Here is a 23,505-nt window from a genome sequence, read left to right as displayed (position 1 = left end):
GGGAAATTTGAAAATTGATTATATGAAGACTAAACATCCTAAAGGCCTGCCTTTCCTCTTTTTTACAGAAATGTGGGAGCGTTTCGGGTACTATCTCATTCTCGGAATCTTTGTTCTTTATGTCATTGAGCCTACCGGGCTGAAAGGAGGGCTTGGACTTCCGGACAAAACTGCAGATGATATTTTCGGAACTTACATCGCCTTAACCTATCTTACCCCTTTTCTTGGAGGCTTTTTGGCTGACAGGGTTTTAGGATATATTAAATCCATTTATTTGGGAGGAGTCCTCATGGCTGCCGGATATATAGGAATGGGAGTCTTCAAAGAATTACCTCTTTTTTACGGTTCATTGGCATTGATTATCATTGGAAACGGTTTCTTTAAGCCTACTATTTCCACACTTTTAGGAAACCTATATTCTGAGGATCCTTACAAAGCCAATAAAGACTCCGGGTATAATATTTTCTACATGGGAATCAATATCGGGGCATTTATCTGTAATATTATTGCTGCTTTTATGCGTAATAAATTCGGATGGGGTGAAGCTTTCATTACTGCAGGAGTAGGAATGCTTGTAGGGCTTATCATCTTCACCATCGGAAGAAAACACTACATCCATGCTGCACAGATGAAACCTGTAGAAGAAGGAGACACCAAACTTTCTGAAATTCTGATCAAAGTTTTTGTCCCTGCCATTGCGGTAGGAGCTATAGTATGGTTTATTCCAGGAAATATTTTCGGAAGCGACAGTACAGACGCCTTTATTTTTGCCTGTGTACCTGTTATTTACTTCTATGCATCCCTTTACTTTAAGGCTAAACCTGAAGAAAAACCTTCAATCGGAGCCCTGCTTTCCGTATTTATGATCAGTATGTTCTTCTGGGCGGTTTTTAAACAAAACGGTACAGCTCTTACAAGATGGGCCAATTATTATACGGACAGAAGCGTTCCTGCTTCGTTGGAAAAGCCTCTTGAAAGCATTTATATGGTGGACGGGAAGAGCTATGAAAATAAAGAAGTTCCGGTATATGATAACCAATTCCAGTCTCAGAAAGATAAAGAAGGAAATACCATTAAAGAAACCGGAAAAGATGTATATTTTAAAAATATTTCTCCTGAACAGCGTGCAGCTTTAGAGAAAAATCCTGAAACTAAAGTCTATTTATACAATACGGAATTATTTCAGTCCATCAATCCGTTCTGGGTAATTGCCCTCACTCCTGTCATTGTAGGATTCTGGGCTTTATTAAGAAGAAAAGGGAAAGAGCCTTTAACCCCTACAAAAATTGTTCTGGGATTATTTATCTCAGGATTATCATGTTTAGTGATGGTTCTTGCCGTTATGGCCGGAGACAACGGAGCAGTGAAGGTTTCTCCTCTATGGCTTGTTGCCGGTTACGGAGTAATTACCGTTGGGGAATTATGCCTTTCTCCAATGGGATTATCCTTTGTTTCCAAACTTTCACCGGCAAGAATTACAGCATTGATGATGGGAGGTTTCTTCCTTGCCAACTCGGTAGGAAACAAACTTTCAGGAATCCTGGCAAGCACATGGTACAGCTATGACAATAAAATGAATTACTTTCTTGTTAACTTTGCTTTGTTAATATTTGCGACACTTTTAGGCCTTTCTATGTTAAAAAGATTAAACAGGATCATGAAAGAAAAAGGGCATTAATCCTTATTTATCATAAAGAATATCAAGCTGCGGACTCGTTCTGCAGCTTTTTTATTTAAATATAAAATTAAAACCTTGCCAAAAACCCAAAAAAAACTATATTTGTCAGTCTTAACAAAAATTAACAATAGAATGGATAATATTGAAGCATTAAGTCCGAAACCGGATGAACTTGTAGAGAATAAGAATTCAAGGCATCCAAAAGGATTGTGGGTTCTTTTCGGAACAGAAATGTGGGAGCGTTTCAACTTTTATGGGATGAGAGCACTTTTAACGCTCTTCATGGTAAATTCCTTATTGATAAAAGAAGCGGACGCAGCAATCATCTATGGTGGATTTTTGGCTTTATGTTATTTAACACCTCTTTTGGGAGGTTTCATTGCAGATAAATATATCGGAAACAGAAATGCCATCTTAATCGGTGGATCTTTAATGGCTATCGGCCAGTTTTTGCTTTTTATCAGTGCTTCTACTTTCTCTGCAGACTTAGGCAGCTCTAAAATGATTATGTGGTTAGCTTTATTCGTTATCATTTTCGGTAATGGATTTTTCAAACCTAATATTTCATCAATGGTGGGAAGTCTTTATCCCAAGCAGGAAAAATCCAAATTAGACTCTGCTTTCACCATTTTCTATATGGGAATCAACATTGGAGCATTCCTGGGCCAGTTCATCTGTCCATACGTTGGAGACGTGAAAGATGCTGCTACAGGAGTAAGAGATATTTTCGCTTTCAAATGGGGATTTTTAGCCGCTTCAATTGCTATGATCATTGGAACGGTAACATTCTTTATCCTTAAAAATAAATATGTGGTAACTCCGGAAGGAAGACCTATCGGTGGATTACCCAAAAACAATACAAGTGCAGATTTTGAAGAAGGTGAAACCCAGACAGCAAAATTCACCGGAGCTTCTCTAGGTATTACCGGACTTATTTTCGTGGTTTTATTCTTCGCATTCAGGTATTTGCTTGTTGGAGAATTCGGATTTAACTCTGTGGAAATGGGGCAGTTAATCAAAGGAATCATTTATCCTTTCATTTATGCTGCAGGTATTTCCCTGGCCTTCCTCATCATGACTTCTGCTGAAAATAAAGTGGAAAGACAAAGAATCTGGGTAATTTACATTGTATCCTTCTTTATTATTTTCTTCTGGGCAGCATTCGAACAGGCTGGTTCTTCATTAACATTCATCGCAGATAACCAGACAGACAGAAACATTTTCGGTTGGAATATGCCACCTTCAATGGTTCAGATCTTCAATGGTATTTTCGTAGTTCTTTTGGCAGTTCCATTCAGTTTAACATGGGACAAATTGAGAGCAAAAGGAAAAGAGCCGGTATCACCTTTCAAGCAGGCAATGGGATTGGCATTGATCGCACTTTCTTACTTCATCATTGCACACAATGTAAAAGATCTTGGAAATTCAGGATTATTGGCCATCAAATGGTTAATGCTTCTATACTTCATCCAGACTTGTGGTGAGCTTTGCTTATCTCCAATTGGTTTATCATTGGTTGGTAAACTTGCTCCAAAGAGATTCGCTTCATTACTATATGGGGTATTCTTTATTTCCAATGCGGCAGGCTATGCGCTGGCAGGATCATTGGGAGCACTTATCCCTGCAACAGGTGATAAATTTAAAAAAGCGGAAGAAATTGGAGTAAATCTTCAGGATGTTTTAAACAAAAAAGTAACATTAACTGCTGAACAGACAGCAGCATTTGAAAAAGCCCAGTTACCATTGCACAATCCTACATTTGCAGGATTTGAGATCCACAACCTATTCGAATTCTTTATGGTTTTCGTAGTTCTTTGTGGTATTGCATCCGTTATTTTGGCACTGCTTTCACCTATCTTAAAGAAAATGATGCATGGTGTAAAATAACCCCATCAATAAAATAGTATAAAACCTCTGCTAAGTCAGAGGTTTTTTTTATTTTCGTATGATGGAAATTTCCGAAGATTCTTTATTTCAGTCCGTAAAGGAAATTATTAGGCAGTCGCGCGAAAAAGTGTTTCGGATTGCGAATTCTACTTTACTGCTTACTTACTGGCAAATCGGAAAACTTATTGTAGAAGATGAACAGCAAGGAAAAGAGCGGGCTGAGTACGGAAAGCAAACCTTAAAAAATCTTTCCAAGAAACTTTCTCTGGAATTTGGAAAAGGTTTTGATGAGAGTAATTTAAGAAATATGCGGTCTTTTTATCAGGTATTTCCAATTTGTGACGCATTGCGTCACGAATTGAGCTGGACTCATTACAGATTGCTTATAAGGCTTGATCATACTGATAAAATAAATTATTACATCAATGAAGCCATTCAAAATAATTGGAATTACAGAGACCTAAAAAGACAAATCAATTCTCTAGCCTACGAAAGAGTTCTGGAACATAAAAAATCTCCGGCAGAAAATATCCATAGTATTTTAAAAGATCCCTATATTTTTGAATTCCTGGGCTTAACATCAGATCAGAAAATTTCAGAAAAAGAAATTGAAACAGCCATTATAGATCATATTCAGAAATTTTTGCTTGAGTTTGGAAAAGGATTTGCCTTTGTTGCCAGGCAGCAACATATTTCTACTGACACTTCCGATTTTTATATTGATTTGGTTTTCTACAATTATATCTTAAAATGCTTTGTCATTATTGATCTTAAAACCGGAGAACTTTCCCATCAGGACATCGGGCAGATCGATATGTATGTAAGGATGTATGATGATCTGAAACGAAGTGAAGGAGACAATCCCACCATCGGAATTCTACTTTGCTCGGAAAAAGACGAAACTATCGTGAAATATTCTGTCCTGAACGACAAAAACAATCTTTTTGCCAGTAAATACCTTCTCTATCTTCCAAAAGAAGAAGAATTAAAAGAAATCATAGACCAGGACAGAATCCGTTTTGAACTGGACCAAAATAACAATAACAACCCTTAATTAAAATCAATCATATACAATTATGAGCTTAACTTTAGATGAAATACAAAATTTCAAAGGAAAATATCCCAAGCAGATCTGGAGCCTGTTTTTCTCTGAAATGTGGGAACGTTTCTGTTTCTACGGAATGCGCGGAATGCTGGTTTTCTTCATGATCTCACAGCTTAATTTCCATGAAAAAGAAGCCAACCTTCAGTATGGTGCCACCCAAGCATTCGTATATGCTTTTACCTTTGTGGGCGGACTTTTCGCGGACAAAATTCTCGGATTCAGAAAATCTCTCTTCTGGGGCGGACTTCTGATGATCGCCGGAAGTTTGATCCTGGCAGCCGACCCGCATAAATTCTTTTTCTTAGGAATTGCATTTACTGTAGTAGGAACAGGGTTCTTCAAACCAAATATCTCATCTATGGTCGGACAGCTTTACAAACCCAACGATTCACGTGCAGATGCCGGTTTTTCTCTTTTTTATGCAGGAATCAACCTGGGAGCTTTACTGGGAGGATATCTATGTATTGCTATCGGAAAAGGAGAATTCCTGGGCAATACCATTCCGGAAGAAATGAGATGGAATATTGCTTTCGGGCTTGCTGCCATAGTAATGGTAATCAGCCTTATCAACTTTATTTTTACCCAAAGAACATTGGGAACCATTGGTCTTCAGCCGGGTCATCCTTTAGCCGAAGTAAAATCTGCTCCAATGCCAAAATGGAAAGAATACGGTGTTTATATATTATCTCTTGTATTTGTTCCTATTATTATGACAATGGTAGCCAAAACAGAATATACGGATTATTTTATGTGGACCATCGGGCCTTTGACATTGATCTATCTGTTCTATGAAATGTCTAAAGTAACACCTTCAGAACGTAAAAAACTTTGGGCGGCTCTGGTTTTCATTATTTTCTCTATTTTATTCTGGGGAATTTATGAGCAAAGTGGCGGCTCACTAAGTATTTTCGCGGCTAAAAACCTTAATAAAGATCTTTTCGGGTTAGACCCGAACGGAGTGAATAATTCAGGCGGAGCATTTTTCATTATTTTCCTTGCTCCACTTATCGGGCTTCTTTGGATATGGCTGAATAAAAGAAAAATTGAGCCCAATACCATCGTTAAATTCGGGTTAGGATTTATTTTCCTTGGAATTGGTTACTATGTTTTATTTGCAACCAGGCTTTTCGCAGACCTTCAGGGAATAACATCACTGAACTTTTTTACCCTTGCATTATTAATCATTACCCTCGGGGAGCTTTGTCTTTCACCTATCGGGTTATCAATCATGACAAAGCTTTCAACCAAAAACCTTCAGGGAATGATGATGGGAATGTGGTTCCTGGCTTCGGCTTATGGGCAGTATGTTGCAGGAATTATAGGAGCCGGACTTGCTACGGCAAAAGAAGGTTCAACCAACTATGATGCTTTGATCACTTACACTGATGGATATAAACAATTGGGATTATATGCGGTAATTGCCGGTGTGGTATTAATTTTGATATCTCCGTTTGTGAAAAAATTAATGCAGGATGTAAAATAAAGTAAGCCGGATTATGCTTATTTTTACTTAAAGATCAAATTATGAAAAAAATTATAAGCATAATACTTTTACTATTACTAAACTTCAGTTTTGCCCAGGTAAAATGGATGACTATTGAAGAAGCTTTAAAAGCCCAAAAAGAAAATCCCAAGAAAATCCTGATCGATTTTTATGCAGACTGGTGCGGCCCATGTAAAATTATGGATAAGAAAACATATGGTCACGAAATCATTGCCCAGATCCTGAATGAAAATTATTATCCGGTAAAATTCAATGCTGAAGAAAAAAAACCTATTGATGTTTTTGGAAGAACATTTTCCAATGATAATACCGAACATAAAAAAGGAAGAAATTCCCTGCATGAATTCACTCAATATATGAATGTAGGAGCAGTTCCAAGTACCGTATTTCTGGATGAGAACGGCGGCCCAATTACTATTCTTCAAGGAGAACTGTCTGCAAAGGAACTTGAACCTTATTTAGAGTTCATTTCAAAAGATTTTTTCAAAAAGATCCGTTCCAGGGAACAGTGGGAAGATTATCAGAAAAAATTCAAATCTAAAATAAAAGATTAAATAATATGGCGGCTTTCAATTTTTGAAAGCCGTTTTTTTGATTTTACAGTCAATATTTAAGAGAAAAATTTTAATCTTAAGCCTATTTTCCCGAAATTAGGGCTCATTTTTAAAATGACTTTAGAAACCTCCATAGAATATATAAAAGGCATTGGTCCTGACAGAGCCAAACTCATCAAAAGTGTGTTGGGTTTATCCACTGTTGATGATCTTCTGAACTTCTACCCTATCCGTTACCTGGATAAAAATAAAGTATATAAGGTTTCACAGCTCGAGGAAAGCAGTATTGAGGTACAGCTTAAAGGAAGAATCACACAGGTTCAGGAAATTCAGACAGGAAAAACAAAAAGGCTTTCTGCAAAATTCAATGATGATACGGGAACAATGGATCTGGTATGGTTTCAGTATTCAAAATGGCTGAAAGAGCAGATTCCGGTAAACCGTGAAGTGTATATTTTCGGAAAAGTAAATGTTTTTAACCGTCAGTTTTCCATGCCGCACCCGGAAATTGAAGCTGAGGAAAACAAAGAGAACGAAACCCGTCTGAAACCCATCTATCCAAGTTCCGAAAAGCTGACTAAAAGAGGCCTTAATCAAAGATTTTTCCAGCATGTTTTAAGAAATATCTGCAAGGAGATCCCCAATCTTATTGAGGAAAATTTCCCTGATTATATGATGAAAGCATTCAGGTTTTTATCCAGACAGCATACTTTTTTGAATATTCATTTTCCAAAGGACATGGAGCATTTTGAAAAAGCTGATAACAGACTGAAATTTGAGGAATCCTTCTTTTTCCAGCTTGGATTCGGTCTAAAAAAGCTTCATCACAAAACCTATTCACCAGGAAATCCGTTTCCGATTGTGGGTGACCATTTTAATGATTTTTACAATCATCATATTCCTTTTGATCTTACCAATGCTCAGAAACGGGTTTTGAAAGAGATCCGTGTGGATATGAAAAGACCTATCCAGATGAACAGGCTTCTTCAGGGTGATGTAGGGTCAGGAAAAACTATGGTGGCTTTGCTTACGATGCTGATCGCTATGGATAATGGTTTTCAGAGCTGTATGATGGCCCCAACTGAAATCCTTGCCCAGCAGCATTATAACGGAATTAAAGATCTTTTAAAAGAAACAGGCATCAATGTCCGTCTTCTGACAGGCTCTAGCAAAACTGCTGAAAGAAAAATCATTCACGAAGAACTGGAAAACGGAACCCTTTCCATATTGGTGGGAACCCATGCCGTTCTGGAAGATAAAGTAAAATTTAAGAACCTCGGACTGGCTATTATTGATGAGCAGCACCGGTTTGGTGTAGCACAAAGGGCAAAATTATGGGCTAAAAATAAAATTCCGCCACATATTCTGGTTATGACCGCCACTCCTATCCCACGAACATTGGCAATGAGTTTTTATTCCGACCTGGATGTTTCTGTTATTGATGAAATGCCGATGGGAAGAAAACCTATCATTACAGCTCACAGACGTGAAAAAGACAGAACCTATGTGTATAATTTCTGCAGGGATGAGATCAGAAAAGGAAGACAGGTTTATTTTGTTTATCCCCTGATTGAAGAGTCCGAGACTTTGGATTATAAAAATCTAATGGAGGGACTAGATCATGTTATGAATGCATTCTCCGATTACAATGTCACCATGCTTCACGGAAAAATGAAACCTGCTGAAAAAGATATTGCCATGAATTATTTTGCCTCAGGAAAGGCGGAAATCATGGTAGCTACCACCGTGATTGAAGTAGGCGTAAATGTTCCGAATGCTTCCGTAATGGTAATAGAAAGTTCAGAAAGATTCGGGCTTTCCCAGCTCCATCAGCTGCGGGGCCGTGTAGGAAGAGGTGCCGAGCAGAGCTACTGTATTCTTATGACTTCCGATAAATTATCGAAGGAAAGCAGAACCCGTATCAAGACAATGACGGAAACGAATGACGGATTCAAGATTTCTGAGGTGGATATGCAGCTCAGAGGGCCGGGAGATATTTTAGGAACTCAGCAAAGTGGTGTTGTGGATTTTAAAAGGCTGGATCTTGTGAATGATTCTGCCATCATTAAAACGACAAAAAATACCGTGGATAAAATCCTGGAAGCCGATCCGCATCTGATGAAACCGGAAAATCTTATTATCAAAAATTATTACCTGAAATATTATAAAGGAAAAAATAAATGGAGTAAGATTTCATAAAAAAAACCGCGAAAAGAAAAATCTTTCCGCGGCCCCCTTATAAAACTGTTATTTAGAAGAAATTACTTTTCGAAATTCTAAAAAATTTATTTTAATAGCAAGAACTAATATTTTGTGATTGGGTGTGAAAATATTTATATATTATTTGAATTTTCAGCTCCGACTATTAAAATAAATTAAAAAAACAAAATGAATTATTTTTCCAACTTACTTATTATAAAAACTAACTGTTCAGGTTGAAGGAAGTGGGAATGAAATGAATAATACCCTCCAACTTTCTTAAGTTTTCATGATTGTACCGTTTTGTTTAAAGATCTTCTATGCTTTATAGCTGGAAATAACATAATCCATTTTGTTAAAACTAACATTGTGACTTATATCTTGATTCTAATGAAATAATCTGCTCTTCACATTATTGCTTTTTTTGTATAGCTAATTTGTGTTGCAATGTTTACGTTTACAAAATTGCTCATATTGCGTGAATTCCTCCTTATATTATTTTAATCATTCATTATACAATTTTCACTTTTATGTGAATAGTATGTATTAAATATAAAATTTTATATAAAAATTTAATTTATAAAATCTTTATTCATCATACTTTCATAATGAAATTATCTTTATTCAGTCCGGAAGAATGATACTGCCAGTTTATTGTAATAATTTCTGTAAGCGATTTTTTCAGGCCGTCATAGGTTTCAGGCTTTCTCATAAAAATATTGGCTCCGTTTACAAAAATTTCCTCTATTGCGGTTTCAGAAATCTCGTGAGCATACACCACAATTACAATGTTGCTGAATTTGGGATCCGCCTTAATCTCTTCCAGGCATTCCATAGAGTTTTTCCCCTGAATATCATATCTGATAAAAACCACTTCCGGAATAATTACTCCGCAACTCTTCAGATAGTGCATAAGGTCTTCCCCGTTGGAGAAACATTGGGACTTCACTCCTATCTTTAAATCTTTGAAAATATTTTTAAAGAATATAATATTATCCTCGTCATCATCTGCTGCTATTACATTCAGATATTCTTTATTCATAGAGCATTTTTGAGTTTAAGATAATGCTTTGGCTTTTCCTTCTTTTTGTAATAATCTTCTGAAACTGGGAGGGTGTAATTCCTGTGGTATTTTTGAACTGGGTACTCAGGTGAGCCACACTGGAATAATTTAGTTTATGGGCAATTTCAGTCAGACTCTGTTTATTATTCAGGATCAGCTCTTTGGCATATTCTATTTTCTGAAGAATAATGAAATTTTCTATAGATGTAAATGCAACCTCTGAAAAAAGATTGGAAAGATACCCATAACTGTGGTTCAGTTTCTCTGCGATATAGATAGATGCCTTAACGGGAACGGCATTTTCAGAAAAAACAAGTTCTACAATTGCATCTTTTATTTTCTGTACTAAAGCCGTTTTCTGACTTTCAATAATCTCTATTCCGTAATCTTTAAGATTTTGCTTAAAAAGATTATGCTGTTCCTGGGTAATGGGTTCATAGAACTCTACCTCACCAAAGTTCAGCAGGCGGTATTTCAGCCCGTGCTCCTTTAGCTTTTCATCCAATACTTTCTTGCAGAGAGCATTGAAATCAAATTTTACATACATTTTCATCCTGGTATAAGTGTGTTGAATTTCGAAGTAAATATAACAATTTATTTCATTCAAAAGTGAAATAGATGTTATTTTTTTAAACATAATATATAAAAACAAAAAACTCCTGCATATTGAATACAGGAATTTAAACACTAAGGATGAAAAAAATATACTGATAAAAAGCTATAAAAGCTCAAAACCAAGCATATGAATGTATTATTGAAAGTGATTTGGTTCTGATACAAAGATGAAGTAAAAAGAAACATCACCTGTTATAGAATTAAAATTAAATGTTACAGAATTTTAAGTCAATCATTTGTGAAATACATATTCCATTAAATAATCATCCATAACAAAATTTCCACCTATATCCAGAACCACTTCATTATATACTCTATACCCCTGGGATTCATAGAATTTTTTGGCAGAATTTTCTTTATTCACATTCAGAATAATTCTGTTATTGCCACTTTCAAAAACTTTATCTTTTAAAAAGCTCAGTGCTTCCTTTCCAAATCCTTTTCCTTTACTTTCCGGAACCAGATAGATACGATGAAGTTTTGTGGTTCCTGTTTCATAATTATTTTCATATCCTATAAAGCCTTCAAAAGAATTATTTCCTTCATCAGAAATCAGGTAATAATGATAATCGGGATTCTGAAGATGATTTGAAATTTCTTCTTCTGAATACATGTTCTCCAACATATATTCTATCTGTTCCCGGGAAATAATTCCCGCATAAGCACTTTCCCATGATCTTCTGGCCAAATCCTGTATCAGTGGAATGTCCTTTTCCGTTGCTTCTGTTAATTTCATTATTTTACATTTTATGATTAAAAAAAAGTGAAAAGCCGGAACTTTTCACCTTTGATATTATTGATGTCAATGGTGAATGGTCAAAGTTTCATTTTAAGATTGACGATTCACTTGCGAAATAATATTCACAATTGACTTGCTAATTAAATTTTTGCCATTTCAGCTTTAATTTTTGCATAAAGTCCTTCTGAAGCAGGTACCAAAGGAAGTCTTAAATAATTTTTAATAATTCCTTTTTCTGTAAGAATTACCTTAATTCCGCAAGGGTTTCCTTCTGCAAAAATCAGTCTTGTGATCTCTACCAATTTATTATGGATTTCATAGGCTTCCTTCACTTTTCCTTCAAAAGCCAGCTGAACCATTGTGGAAAATTCTTTCGGATATCCCTGCCCGATTACAGAGATCACCCCATTTCCACCCGCTAAAGTCACAGGAAGTGTATACTCATCATCTCCTGAAACCAGTGAAAATCCTTCCGGTTTCTTTCTCAGGATATCAAAATACTGAAGAATGTTTGGTGCGGCCTCCTTAATCAGGAATAAATTCGGGAATTCTTTTGCCAGACGGATGGTGGTATCTGCTTCAATATTCTGCCCTGTTCTTGACGGAACATTATAAATGATAATATTTTTACCGGTGGAAGCCAGTACTTTATAATGCTGATAAAGCCCCTCCTGATTAGGTTTGTTATAATATGGAGATACAGAAAGTACCGCTTCAAACGCGGAAAGATCTGTTTCTTCAATCTGTTTCTTTACCTCAAGAGTATTATTACCGCCAATTCCCAAAACTAAAGGAAGACGTTTATTATTAACCTTAATGATATGCTCAATCACCTGTTTCTTCTCCTCATCAGAAAGCGTTGCTGCCTCCGCGGTAGTTCCCAAAACAACTAAATAATTGGTTCCGTTTTCGATATTGTATTCAACAAGTTTTGTTAAACTGTCGAAATCAACGGATAAATCTTCATTAAAGGGTGTTACCAATGCAACACCTACTCCTTTTAAAATGCTCATCTGTTAGAATTATTTTTTCCAAATTTAATAATTTACCATAAGAATTTGTAATAAATAATAATGTTTTATTCTACATATAATTATATTTGCATATACTAAGAGATATTATGACATCGCTATGACTGAACTCGTGTATAAAAACACTACAAGTCCTGGCGATTACATATGACCTTTAAAGAAATAATTTGCAACATATGAAAAATAAATTCTTGTTACTAGGAATTGCTCTGGCTACACTTACTGCCTGCAAAACAGCTTCTACGCTGCAGCTGGCAAAAGTTCAGTCTCAGAAAAACATTTCTATTAATGATGAGCTGAAAAATGATGAGGAGTTTGTAAAAGTTATTGAACCTTATAAGCAAAAACTGGACAAGGAGATGAACCAGAAAATCTCCCATACCAATACAGATCTTACCAAACAGGGTGATAACAGCAATCTGGGTAATCTTTTAGCCGACTATACTTTCGAAGGTGCAGATGTATGGGCGAAAAAAAATCTCAACAAAAATGTAGACGCAGCCCTGATCAATATCGGGGGAATACGCACCACTATTGGCAAAGGAGATATTCTTCTGAAAAGTGTTTTTGAAGTAATGCCTTTCGAAAATGAAGTGATTATTGTAAAAATGAAAGGATCAGACCTTCAGGGACTTTTTGATTATTATGCAAAAACCCAGGTCAACAATCCTGTTTCTCATTTATATATTGAAACCAATAACGGGCAACTGGCCAAATCCCAGATTAACGGAAAATCTGTAGATCCTGCCAAAGATTATTATATTGCAACTTCAGATTACCTGGCGCTTGGCGGGGATAATATGAAATTTTTTTCCAAAGGAGAATCAATTTCTACAGGAATCAGGTTAAGGGATCTTTTCATTGAATATTTTAAGAAAAACCCTGAAGTAGTCCCAAATACAGATGTTCGTTTAAATTTTATCGGTAAGAAGTAATGGACAGAAAAAGTTTTTTAAAAGTAATAGGTGGCGGATCTTTAGCAGCAGCTTTAGCTCCCAATATGATGATGGCGGAAGAATTGAAATTCAATCCTTTTAAATCCGCAAATAAACTGACTATTCTTCATACCAACGACCAGCACAGCAGAATAGAGCCTTTTGATGCAAGCTATACAAAAAATCCCAATCAGGGAGGATTTGCCAGAAGAGCGAGCCTGATACAGCAGATCAGAAGTCAGGAAAGTAATGTTCTTCTTCTGGATTCCGGCGATATTTTCCAGGGAACCCCTTATTTTAATTTCTTCGGAGGCGAACTGGAATTTAAGCTGATGTCTATGATGAAGTACGATGCTTCTACAATGGGAAACCACGATTTCGATAATGGTCTTGACGGTTTCTTAAAAACTCTTCCCAATGCAAAGTTTCCGTTTATCTGTTCAAACTACGATTTTAAAAATACAGTTCTGGACGGGAAAACCTCTCAATATAAAATATTTAACAAAAACGGAATAAAAGTAGGTATTTTCGGCGTGGGTATCCAGCTGGATGGTCTTGTAGGAAAAAAACAATACGGTGAAACTGTATATTCAGATCCTGTAGATGTAGCCCAACATTATTCCAGCTTCCTGAAAAACGAACAAAAATGTGATCTTGTGATCTGCCTTTCCCACATCGGCTACGATTACAAAGATGAACCTGATAAAATAAGCGACAAAATTCTGGCTGCCAAAACAGAAAATATTGATATTATATTAGGCGGACATACCCATACTTTTTTACCTGAACCACAAACTTTTACCAACAGACAGGGTAAAAACGTGCTGGTAAACCAGGTAGGATGGGCCGGCCTTCTTCTTGGCAGAATAGATTTTTACTTCGACGCAAATAAAAACATAAAGCATATTTCCTGGAACAACCAGGCCATAGACAGCAGCATAACCGTATAATATGAAAAAACTCTCTTTAATCTCTCTTGGTATTTTAGCCTCCCTGCAATTCGTGAACGCACAGGTTATTTCATCTAAAAAATGGACGGATCTTTTTTCCTACAACAATGTCTTGGCCATGAAAGAAGACAACGGAAAGATCATTGCCGCGACTGAAAACGGGATATTCTACTATAGCATTGCAACCGGAGAGATTACGAAGCTGTCAAAAGCTAACGGTCTCCATGACGTAAATATATCGGCCTTCGATTATAATCCACAGACTAAAACAGGGATTATAGGATACGCAAACGGTTCTATGGATGTCATTACCCCGCAAGAGGTTAAATATATTGTTGATATACCCATTGCAACCGGCTACAACGGAAGCAAAAAGATCAACCATATTTCCATTACAGGAGATCAGGCTGTAATATCTGTGGGTTATGGAGTTTCTGTATTTAATATCAACAAAAAAGAATTCGGAGATTCCGCATTTTTTGTGACCGGCGGTGTTTATGAGGCCAGTAACGAAGCAACTATATTCGGAAATAAAATATATTCTGTAACAAATACCGGCCTTAAAAGCCATGAAATGAATACTACATTTCCGGTATTTTCAACATGGACAACAGAAATTCCAGGATCATTCAAACATATTGATGCTGAATCATCACTTATCTTTTCGTCTGCCACATCAGCATACATTTACAATGGCGGTACCGGTACCCCATTACCGGCAAGTTTTTCGAATATCCGGGACATTGTTATCAATTCCAACAATATCATAGTAACAGATAACAGAATATATACATTCGGATTAAACGGATTATCTCTAAATGCCGTGAGTATGGGGGAAGACTGTAACACAGCTATCACAGCCAGCGGAAAAATATATGCCGGAACAATCTTATCCGGAATCAAGGAAGAAAGTGGTACGACCTATAAACCTTCAGGTCCTTATTCCAATTCTTCCTATAAGATCAATCTGTACGACAATAACCAGTTGCTGATATCATCCGGATCGAGACTGAACAGGTATAACCAGCCTGCGGAGAATCCTAAGAAGCCCGGATTTTATTACTTTAATGGGGGTGAATGGATCTATCCTTCCTATTTTATAGGACTTACTACACCCGTCAATGTTCTGGATGCCGTAATGAACCCCGCTGACAACAGTGAAGTATTTTTCACTAATTATACGGTGGGCTCACAAGGTGTTTATAAAATGAAATATAATACGGGAAATAAAGATTTTGACCTCGTAAAATATTATGATATGGGTGCCCCAAGTATATATTACCGTCGTCCGGTAGGGTTTGCATTTGATAATCAAAACAATCTCTTTGTTTCTGTAGGATTCAATGATGGCTCACCATCAATAGGTATATATGACAAAGCTGCAGATAATTTTGTTGTAAAGAAATTCGGATTATCAGGTGAAGGTATGCAGAAACCTGTATTTTATGAAAACATGATATGGATTCCGCTTCCAAGAACCAATAATTTTATTGTATACGATTATAAAAACCCTACCAACCTTTCAGACGATACAGATTACATATTAAAAGATACCAACGGATTTGCAGGAAACTCAAAAGGAACGTTATCTGTAGCTTTCAGTAAATCAGGTGATGCATGGATTGGTACTGACAGCGGATTAAGAATATTACCTAATGCTGCTACAGCAATAAAAGATCCAAGCCCGGAAGTGGAGCCTATCATTATTGAACAGGGTGGACTTGGGGAAGAACTTTTCAGGGACGGACAAATACTGCAGATAGAAGTAGATGCAGGAGATTATAAATGGCTTTCCGTAGACGGAGGCGGTGTATATTATCTTTCTTCAGACGGACAGCAGACCATTAAGCATTTCACAAAAGAAAACTCGCCTCTTCCTACCAATTCTGTTACCGATATAAAAGTAGACAAGAAAACCGGAAAAGTATATTTTGTAACCTTTAATGGTATTGTATCTTATCAGGGAGATGTTGCGGATGTAACTGCTAATTTTGGAAATGTGGTAGTGTATCCTAACCCTGTAGTGTATTCTAACTTTAAAGGAAAAGTGACTATCAAAGGACTTGCAGAAAAGACAAATATCAGAATTACAGATGCAGCAGGAAATGTAATACATTCTGCTGTGGCCAGAGGAGGTTATTATGAATGGGACCTTAACAATCTGAAAGGTACAAGAGTGGCTTCAGGTATTTACTTTGTACTGATGACCAATGAAGACGGCTCAGATAAAGCTACTGCAAAAATAGCTGTAGTTAATTAATGAATTCACAGAACGGATTTTTATTATCATACATAAAATATGGGGAAAATGATGCAGTTCTGCATTGTTTTACAGAAGAGGATGGCTTTCAGACCTATTTCGTAAAAGGGATCTATTCCAAAAGAAATAAAAAGAAAGCCCTGCTTCAGCCATTAAGTATGCTCAGTTTTACCGTTAATCCTGTAAAAGGTAATGGAATACCCTTGGTTTCCAGGTTTGAGCTGGTGAAAAATCATGATATGTACACGGATATTAAGACCAATACCATAATCTTTTTCATTTCAGACTTCCTGAACCAGGTTTTAAGACACGAAAATAAAAATCCCGGCCTTTTCTTAAGTATTGATGAATTTACAGAAGAATTAATGGCCAGGAATTATCAATGTCATCTCCTCTTTTTAATTTCAGTATTAAAGATTCAGGGGGTTGCCCCTTTGGTTCATAACGGGCCGTATTTGGATCCTGAAACCGGAACATTCTCAGAGGCTCCTGCACATCAGCTGTTTAACAGTGAAATATCCGGCTTATGGAAAACAATTCTCAGCTCAGAAAGCCTTTATGCAACAAAAATCCACTCTTCACAGCGAAAAGATTTTCTTGACAGTATTTTAGTATACTATCATTATCATATTACAGATTTTAAAATCCCGGCATCACTGGAAGTCATTCAACAGATTTTTGAATAAATGTGATTAAAAGAGAAAAATCACTAAGCTAGCCGAACAAATTACAACTTAATTCAGCAGTTCCGCTTTTTGCCTATTTGCTTTTTTGTCCTTCTGCATCTTCCGGCATCTCAGTTTCAGATTCCGCGATTTCTTTTTTCGAAAATCTTGGCTGTAGTATTTTTGCAATCAGGCCGGTCCATCCCGTTTGGTGTGATGCTCCTACTCCTCTTCCATTATCGCCGTGAAAATATTCATAAAACAAAATATAGTCTTTAAAATCCGGATCTGTCTGAAATCTTTCATACTGACCATTTACAGGGCGTTTTCCGTTTTCATCCATCAGGAATATTCTGGCCAGCCTTTTACTTAAGGAATCTGCAATCTGGTCCAGATTCGAATAATTTCCGCTTCCTGTAGGATATTCCACCAGGAAATCCGGGCTGTAGTAAAAGAAAAACCTCTGAAGGCTTTCGATAATGAGAAAATTAATTGGAAACCAAATCGGTCCCCTCCAATTGCTGTTTCCTCCAAAAAGACCACTGTCGCTTTCTGCAGGAGTATATTTCACGCTGTAATCCGTTCCGTTTAAATTTAGAGTATAAGGATTCTGCTCATATTCTTTAGACAGTGCCCGAACTCCGTAATCGCTTAAAAACTCTTCAGGATTCAGCATTCTTGTCAATAATCTTTTCAAACGGTGTCCGCGAAGCAGTGAAAGAAGGTGTTTGGAATCCTGCCCTTTTACCTCCCATCTGGACACAAGTGAGGTCAGCTCAGGCTTATTTTCAAGAACCCATTTCATTCTTTTTTTGAAATTCGGAAGCTTTTCAATCATTTCATCATCAATTACCTCAACGGCAAACATAGGAATCAGGCCTACAATCGTTCTCAACCTTAGATACATATGGTCTCCGTCACTGGAAGCAAGGGCATCGTAGAAAAATTCATCTTCCTGGTCCCAAAGGCTGAAATTCTCATCCCCCATATTATCCAGCGAATTGGCAATGGAAAGGAAATGTTCAAAAAATTTCATTGCCATTTCTTCATAAACACTGTTATAAAGTGCCAGTTCAAGGGCAATTCTCATCATATTCAGGGCAAACATTGCCATCCAGCTGGTTCCGTCCGACTGTTCCAGCTGCTCACCATTCGGAAGGGTTAAATTCCGGTCAAAAACACCAATATTATCAAGGCCTAAAAAGCCTCCTTCGAAAATATTATTGCCGTTGCTGTCTTTTTTATTCACCCACCATGTAAAGTTCATAAGAAGCTTCTGGAATGCACTTTCCAGAAACTCAAGATCCGGTTTTCCCTTGATATATTCATCAATTTTAAAAACCCTGAAAACTGCCCAGGCATGAACCGGAGGATTTACATCGCTGAAATTCCATTCATAGGCGGGAAGCTGACCGTTAGGGTGCATATACCATTCAAACAGGAAAAGTTTAAGCTGATGTTTTGCAAAATCCGGGTCTATCAATGAAAAACTGATGGTATGAAAAGCCAGGTCCCAAGTGGCATACCACGGATATTCCCATTTATCGGGCATTGAAATGATATGTTCGTTATTGAGATGTTTCCAGTCGTAATTCCTGATTTTTTCACGGGATTTGGGAGGGGACATTTCTCCGGGGTCTCCTTTCAGCCATTTTTCAACGTTGTAATGATAAAACATTTTGTTCCAGAGCATTCCGGCAAACGCCTGTCTCTGTACCAGTTTTTCATCCTGCGACTGTATCCCTTTCTGAATTTCAGCATAAAAATCATCCGCTTCTTTTTTCCTGATTTCGAAAATCTCTTCAAAATCAGTAAACGGATCTTTTAATTCTTTATCCGTCATTCTGAATTCAAAGATTTTTGATTCTCCCGCTTTCAGTATTTCATCAATAAAAAAAGAAGCTTTTGTTCCGGTACTTTTAGGATTTACAGCCTGGGAATTTCCGTTAATCACAAAATCATTGATTCCATCTTTACAATATCTTGATTCATTAGGAGATTGATAGAGCCTTTCGGTATTGGTTTCGTTATCACAAAACAAGGTCTTTGAAGATTGCTTTGCATATAAGTTTTTGATGTCAATATCATTGTGTTTAACAGCAATATGCTGCGCATCCTGACTGTCCAGCTGTGGTTTGTAATCATCGTAACCCCAATTCCATGTATTTCTGAACCAAACGGTTGGCAATATGATAATCGGGGCTTCTTTTTCGGATTTATTGACAATGGTAAGTTTAATCAGAATATCATGCTCGCTTTCTTTGGCATATTCAATAAAGATGTCAAAGTATTCATTCCGGTCAAAGATCCCGGTGTCTATCAGCTCATATTCAGGTTCATTTTTACTTCTTTCCGCATTGACTTTCAGGAGTTCTTCGTAAGGAAAAGGATTCTGCGGATACTTGTACAGCATCTTCATATAGGAATGGGTAGGCGTAGAATCAAGGTAATAAAAATATTCCTTTACGTCTTCCCCATGGTTTCCCTGTCCGTTGGTAAGGCCAAAGAAACGTTCTTTTACCATTTTATCTTTTTTATTCCAGAATCCTATGGAAAAAACCAGCTTCTGAAGATCATCACAGATGCCGCAGATACCTTCTTCACCCCAACGGTATGTTTTGGCTTCTGCAGTATCGTGGGTGGTATAATTCCATGCATCTCCATCTGCACTGTAATCTTCGCGAACGAGCCCCCATTCACGGTTGCTGACGTATGGTCCCCATTTTTTCCATGAGAGTTCTGAAAGTCTTTGTTTTTCGGACATGTATTATTTTTTGTAAAATGTATTAATGAGAAGATCTGAGACGTGAAGTAACTAAATAGCCACCCAAAACTTAAAAACCTATCCTCCCGTAGAAAAACTTTCAAAAGTTGTCATTCCACCATCTACAAAAATGCTGGCTCCTGTAATATAATCGGAAAAGTCACTCGCCAGAAACACTGCCAGGTTTCCGATATCTTCGGGCTGGCCAATTCTGTTGTAAGGAATTAGTGTAAGAAGGGAATTCAATGCTTCCGGAGTATTCCAGGCATTGGTATTGATCGGGGTCTGAATGGCTCCCGGACAGATAGAGTTTACACGGATTTTATCTGCTCCGTATTCCTGGGCTAAAGTCTGCATAAGCATTCTTATCGCTCCTTTGCTTGAAGCATAGTTGGCATGGCCGGCCCAGGGAATAATCTCATGAACAGAGCTGATATGAATAATTTTTCCACAGGCTACGGAACGTGAAGTATCAATTCCGCGGCGGAGAAATTCTTTTATAGCTTCTCTTGCGCAAAGGAATTGTCCTGTAAGGTTTACCCCGATTACTGCATTCCACTGATCGATGGTCATTTCCGTGAATTTAGCATCTTTCTGAATTCCCGCATTATTAATCAGAATATCTACGGTTCCCAATTGGGAAACTACGTCCTGAAACATTTTCACAACCTGATCTTCTTTAGAAACATCGCATTGGTAAGTAATTCCTTTTCCTCCTTCATCTGTAATTTCTTTCAGAACTGCATTAGCCTGTTCCAGTGCGCCTTCAAAGGGATAATTCACAACAACTGTTGCTCCCGCTGCTGCTAATGATTTGGCAACTCCTTTACCTATTCCGCTTGAAGCTCCGGTGACTACGGCTACCTGATTTTTAAGTGATATTTCCATATTAAATCTGTATTTTACTCAAAGTTAATGGAAAGAACCAGGCCAAACAGAAAATTTGAAATTAAAATTTTCTTAAATTTTTTTGTGCATCAGGTATTGAGGTCCGCTCCTTCCTATTCTGGTTTTGCCATCGTACAGATAACCAGCTTTCAGATAGATATGATAAGCTGAAATGTTCTTCTGGTTGACTGCCAGAACAATTTCACTGCAATCCGGAAAGTTTTCTCTGACAAAAGAATCTACTTTCTGCATGGCAGTATTTCCGATTCCTTTTCCCTGTAAACACGGATTTATGGATAAAGATCTTAATAAAACCGATTCTTCATTCTCTGTAAGATCCAGCTTATCTTCTCCAAAATCAAGTACAAAAAATCCCGCAGGTTTTTCATCTTTAAAGATGGTAACCGGAAACTCTTTACCGTCATTTCTCTCTTCTATCCTCTTCAAAGCTTTTTCTACCATTGAAGTATATTGCAGCTGATTTTCATTCAGGGAATAATTAAGCTCCCCGAAATCAAGATCTTTAAAAAACCTCAGGCTGACCATATGTTAGTGATGATAGATATCCTCATACATCACCCCAGCCCTGATCTCTATGGGAAGTCTGTTTTCCTCAGGCACTACAGGGCAGTTATAATCATAGGCGTTATATGCACAATAAGGTTGGTAGGACTTGTTGAAATCCAGAACAATGGTATTTCCTTTCGGAATTTTCAGATCCATGTATTTTCCGCCGCCATAGGTTTCTTTTTCATTGGTTGCATCGTGGAAGGGAAGAAATAAGTAATCTTTATATTTTTTCTGTTTGATCAGATCGAGGCTTTGATATAAAGTCAGGGTATAGGATTTTCCGTTCAGCTCAAATGTTGCTTTTCCATATTCTCTGTAAGATTTGGTTTTACCGGAAGAAGTAGGGAGATTGAAAGGCCGTGGATTTTTTGTTTTACTGAATTTAGCAGTGACTATATATTTAAGATCTGCCGGAAAGAACGGATGCCCTTTAAAATTGGTAAAATTATCTCCACGTAAAGGTGTTTCTTTGGGATTAAGATATTCTGCATTGAGGTCTTCCTGAAATTCTCTGATTTCCGTGATCTCCGTAGAAACCATTTTTTGAGAAAAAATAAAAAGTGGAAAAAACAGAAGTAAGATTATATATTTTTTCATGAGTGGTTATAAAATATGAGTAAAACTATGAATTTTTCATAGAGATTAAAATGATATTTGTTTTTAAATCTCACTACGCTGCAAAAACAGGCATCTGTATTCAAAATGTAACGAGACATAGGCAATTAATCTAAAATCAGGCCATAGATTTTACCTCATCCAGATATTTTCTTACATTATTTTCCTTTTTCTGAGGATATTCAAAATTGAGTTTTTTTGCTAAAATTGTCCCAAACTCATGTACCAGGTCTGCCATTGCATATAAAGCGTGCCAGTTCTCTTCTATACCGCTTCCTGAAAAAGTAGTTTCTACTCTTTTCCAAATCTCTACAGGCAGATATTTTTTGAAAAGACGACCATGTTTATTCGTAGTGACGTTTTTCCATCCCTGTTCACTGGCAATATACCATTCAATCAGGGGAACCAGGTAATCTGTACGGATTACGTTTTCTGACATAAATTTAGCGTAAAACAGATCTCCGCGTTTCAGGCATTTTGCTACATAGGTTGTATCCCACCAAAAGTCGTTGATTAACTGTAAAAACTTTTGTTCTTCCGGTTGATGAATCATTACAGACTGATATGTGGGAGATTTCATCTCCTGAGTCAGATGGTCTTTATCAATCAAAACTTTATAGCCTACATCCCAATCATCAGGAAGAGAATCCTGAATTTCCCTGACAAACTCTGATTTCTGATAAAGCTTGAAATCAACTTTCACATGATCAGAATACAAAACCATTTTCATGGCATGCTTTCCTTCAAAATATGTATCATCTTCTTCTATCATAGAAACCGGATCACCGAAAAGATAAATCCATTCTTTATCTTCCTCGTAATTATTCATATCCTCGAAGATCAGCTCTATATCAAGATCGCTGAAGTCGTCAACGGGTGCATAGGGATTTACGAGTGAGCTGGTGAGCAGTACAGCGCGTATGTCAGGATTATTTTCAGCCCAACTGATGATTTTTTCCAGTTTTTCTTCCCGCGCTTTCATCGTTTTCTGTTAATAATAAGATTCTGAAATTTTTACACGGTAAATATCCAGTGAATTTCTTTTAATAGATTCCACAAAGAATCCGCCTTCTTCGGGAATAACTTCTTTGAGGTCAAAACTTTTACAGTCTCTCGGCAGGCCAGAAAATACTAAAGTAAACCAGAAATCCCGCATAAACGGAACCGGTGTCCAGTTAGGATAAATTGAAATATTTTCTGCATGGATCAGCTTGCTTTTGTGATCAGACTGGTTATCAATAAGATATGTGGAATTCCATATCCTGATCAGATTGCCTAAAAAAGGGGATGCCGGAAAACAGCAATGTACAATAACCTGCTTCTCTTCATCCACTTTGGTTTGAAGAGATTCCAGAAGTTCTTTGGCAATAACGGGCTTTATGATTACTTCTTCCACTTTTTTATAGTTAGGGATAGTCAATTGTGAATTTTGCTTCGCAAGTGAATTGTAAATTTCCGTGATAGGATTTAAATTCACAACTGA

20 protein-coding genes are annotated in these 23,505 nt (G+C 37.0%); 10 read left to right on the top strand and 10 right to left on the bottom strand.

Annotated features, from left to right (window positions below; translation table 11 throughout):
• The first annotated feature begins 22 nt into the window (after nucleotides 1-22).
• The 6 genes from HNP36_RS17070 to recG all read left to right on the top strand — a co-directional run bounded on the left by HNP36_RS17070 (nucleotide 23) and on the right by recG (nucleotide 8,927).
• Entirely contained in the window at nucleotides 23-1,678 is a 1,656-nt protein-coding gene (locus HNP36_RS17070; protein ID WP_184166522.1) for a peptide MFS transporter, read from the top strand.
• A 132-nt stretch (nucleotides 1,679-1,810) separates the two neighbouring features.
• On the top strand, nucleotides 1,811-3,565 hold the full coding sequence (locus HNP36_RS17065) for a peptide MFS transporter (protein ID WP_184166525.1): 1,755 nt from the start codon (nucleotides 1,811-1,813) through the stop codon (nucleotides 3,563-3,565).
• Nucleotides 3,566-3,623: 58 nt separating this feature from the next.
• The gene (locus HNP36_RS17060; protein ID WP_184166529.1) at nucleotides 3,624-4,619 is read left to right on the top strand and encodes a YhcG family protein; all 996 of its coding nucleotides are present in this window, start codon (nucleotides 3,624-3,626) and stop codon (nucleotides 4,617-4,619) included.
• Nucleotides 4,620-4,641: 22 nt separating this feature from the next.
• On the top strand, nucleotides 4,642-6,153 hold the full coding sequence (locus HNP36_RS17055) for a peptide MFS transporter (RefSeq protein ID WP_184166532.1): 1,512 nt from the start codon (nucleotides 4,642-4,644) through the stop codon (nucleotides 6,151-6,153).
• A gap of 41 nt (nucleotides 6,154-6,194) precedes the next feature.
• Complete coding sequence (locus HNP36_RS17050; RefSeq protein WP_184166534.1) at nucleotides 6,195-6,728, top strand: thioredoxin family protein; 534 nt, start codon at nucleotides 6,195-6,197, stop codon at nucleotides 6,726-6,728.
• Nucleotides 6,729-6,842: 114 nt separating this feature from the next.
• Nucleotides 6,843-8,927: an ATP-dependent DNA helicase RecG gene (recG, locus tag HNP36_RS17045; protein WP_184166537.1), complete on the top strand. Its 2,085-nt coding sequence runs from the start codon at nucleotides 6,843-6,845 to the stop codon at nucleotides 8,925-8,927.
• Nucleotides 8,928-9,522: 595 nt separating this feature from the next.
• Here the strand turns inward: recG and HNP36_RS17040 are convergent.
• The 4 genes from HNP36_RS17040 to dapA form a co-directional block, all read right to left on the bottom strand.
• Nucleotides 9,523-9,969 carry a response regulator gene (locus HNP36_RS17040; RefSeq protein WP_184166540.1) on the bottom strand — a complete coding sequence of 149 codons (447 nt, stop codon included), beginning with the start codon at nucleotides 9,967-9,969 and terminating at the stop codon, nucleotides 9,523-9,525.
• Nucleotides 9,962-10,543, bottom strand: a complete 582-nt coding sequence (locus HNP36_RS17035; protein ID WP_184166543.1) for a helix-turn-helix domain-containing protein — start codon at nucleotides 10,541-10,543, stop codon at nucleotides 9,962-9,964. The genes HNP36_RS17040 and HNP36_RS17035 overlap by 8 nt, the downstream gene beginning before the upstream one ends.
• 294 nt (nucleotides 10,544-10,837) lie before the next feature.
• Complete coding sequence (locus tag HNP36_RS17030) at nucleotides 10,838-11,341, bottom strand: GNAT family N-acetyltransferase (protein WP_184166546.1); 504 nt, start codon at nucleotides 11,339-11,341, stop codon at nucleotides 10,838-10,840.
• Between the two features lie 143 nt (nucleotides 11,342-11,484).
• A complete protein-coding gene (dapA, locus tag HNP36_RS17025) occupies nucleotides 11,485-12,357 on the bottom strand; it encodes a 4-hydroxy-tetrahydrodipicolinate synthase (RefSeq protein ID WP_184166549.1) in 873 nt (290 codons plus the stop codon).
• 194 nt (nucleotides 12,358-12,551) lie between these two features.
• Between dapA and HNP36_RS17020 the strand changes: the two genes are divergently transcribed.
• From HNP36_RS17020 to recO, 4 genes are read left to right on the top strand one after another with little or no spacing between them, the layout of a single operon-like run.
• Complete coding sequence (locus HNP36_RS17020) at nucleotides 12,552-13,310, top strand: 5'-nucleotidase C-terminal domain-containing protein (RefSeq protein WP_184166552.1); 759 nt, start codon at nucleotides 12,552-12,554, stop codon at nucleotides 13,308-13,310.
• On the top strand, nucleotides 13,310-14,260 hold the full coding sequence (locus HNP36_RS17015) for a bifunctional metallophosphatase/5'-nucleotidase (RefSeq protein WP_184166555.1): 951 nt from the start codon (nucleotides 13,310-13,312) through the stop codon (nucleotides 14,258-14,260). Before HNP36_RS17020 ends, HNP36_RS17015 begins: the two co-directional genes overlap by 1 nt.
• Nucleotide 14,261: 1 nt before the next feature.
• Nucleotides 14,262-16,520 (top strand): hypothetical protein, encoded by a 2,259-nt coding sequence (locus HNP36_RS17010; protein ID WP_184166558.1) that lies wholly within the window; start codon nucleotides 14,262-14,264, stop codon nucleotides 16,518-16,520.
• A complete protein-coding gene (gene recO, locus HNP36_RS17005) occupies nucleotides 16,520-17,206 on the top strand; it encodes a DNA repair protein RecO (protein ID WP_184166561.1) in 687 nt (228 codons plus the stop codon). The genes HNP36_RS17010 and recO overlap by 1 nt, the downstream gene beginning before the upstream one ends.
• A gap of 73 nt (nucleotides 17,207-17,279) precedes the next feature.
• On the opposite strand, the gene HNP36_RS17000 is transcribed toward recO, so the two are convergent.
• The 6 genes from HNP36_RS17000 to HNP36_RS16975 form a co-directional block, all read right to left on the bottom strand.
• Nucleotides 17,280-19,949, bottom strand: a complete 2,670-nt coding sequence (locus tag HNP36_RS17000) for an MGH1-like glycoside hydrolase domain-containing protein (RefSeq protein ID WP_184166564.1) — start codon at nucleotides 19,947-19,949, stop codon at nucleotides 17,280-17,282.
• Between the two features lie 78 nt (nucleotides 19,950-20,027).
• On the bottom strand, nucleotides 20,028-20,837 hold the full coding sequence (locus tag HNP36_RS16995) for a glucose 1-dehydrogenase (protein ID WP_184166567.1): 810 nt from the start codon (nucleotides 20,835-20,837) through the stop codon (nucleotides 20,028-20,030).
• A 72-nt stretch (nucleotides 20,838-20,909) separates the two neighbouring features.
• On the bottom strand, nucleotides 20,910-21,383 hold the full coding sequence (locus HNP36_RS16990) for a GNAT family N-acetyltransferase (protein ID WP_184166570.1): 474 nt from the start codon (nucleotides 21,381-21,383) through the stop codon (nucleotides 20,910-20,912).
• A gap of 3 nt (nucleotides 21,384-21,386) precedes the next feature.
• Nucleotides 21,387-21,947 carry a DUF1684 domain-containing protein gene (locus tag HNP36_RS16985; protein ID WP_317168982.1) on the bottom strand — a complete coding sequence of 187 codons (561 nt, stop codon included), beginning with the start codon at nucleotides 21,945-21,947 and terminating at the stop codon, nucleotides 21,387-21,389.
• Between the two features lie 193 nt (nucleotides 21,948-22,140).
• Nucleotides 22,141-23,004: an AadS family aminoglycoside 6-adenylyltransferase gene (locus HNP36_RS16980; protein ID WP_184166576.1), complete on the bottom strand. Its 864-nt coding sequence runs from the start codon at nucleotides 23,002-23,004 to the stop codon at nucleotides 22,141-22,143.
• Between the two features lie 9 nt (nucleotides 23,005-23,013).
• Nucleotides 23,014-23,499, bottom strand: coding sequence for a hypothetical protein (locus HNP36_RS16975; protein ID WP_317168981.1), 486 nt, complete (start codon nucleotides 23,497-23,499; stop codon nucleotides 23,014-23,016).
• Nucleotides 23,500-23,505 lie beyond the last annotated feature (6 nt).

Origin of the sequence: Chryseobacterium shigense, assembly GCF_014207845.1 — a bacterium.
Classification (GTDB): domain Bacteria; phylum Bacteroidota; class Bacteroidia; order Flavobacteriales; family Weeksellaceae; genus Chryseobacterium; species Chryseobacterium shigense_A.
Note: the sequence above shows the minus strand (reverse complement) of the source record. Positions and strands in the feature narration are given on the sequence as shown.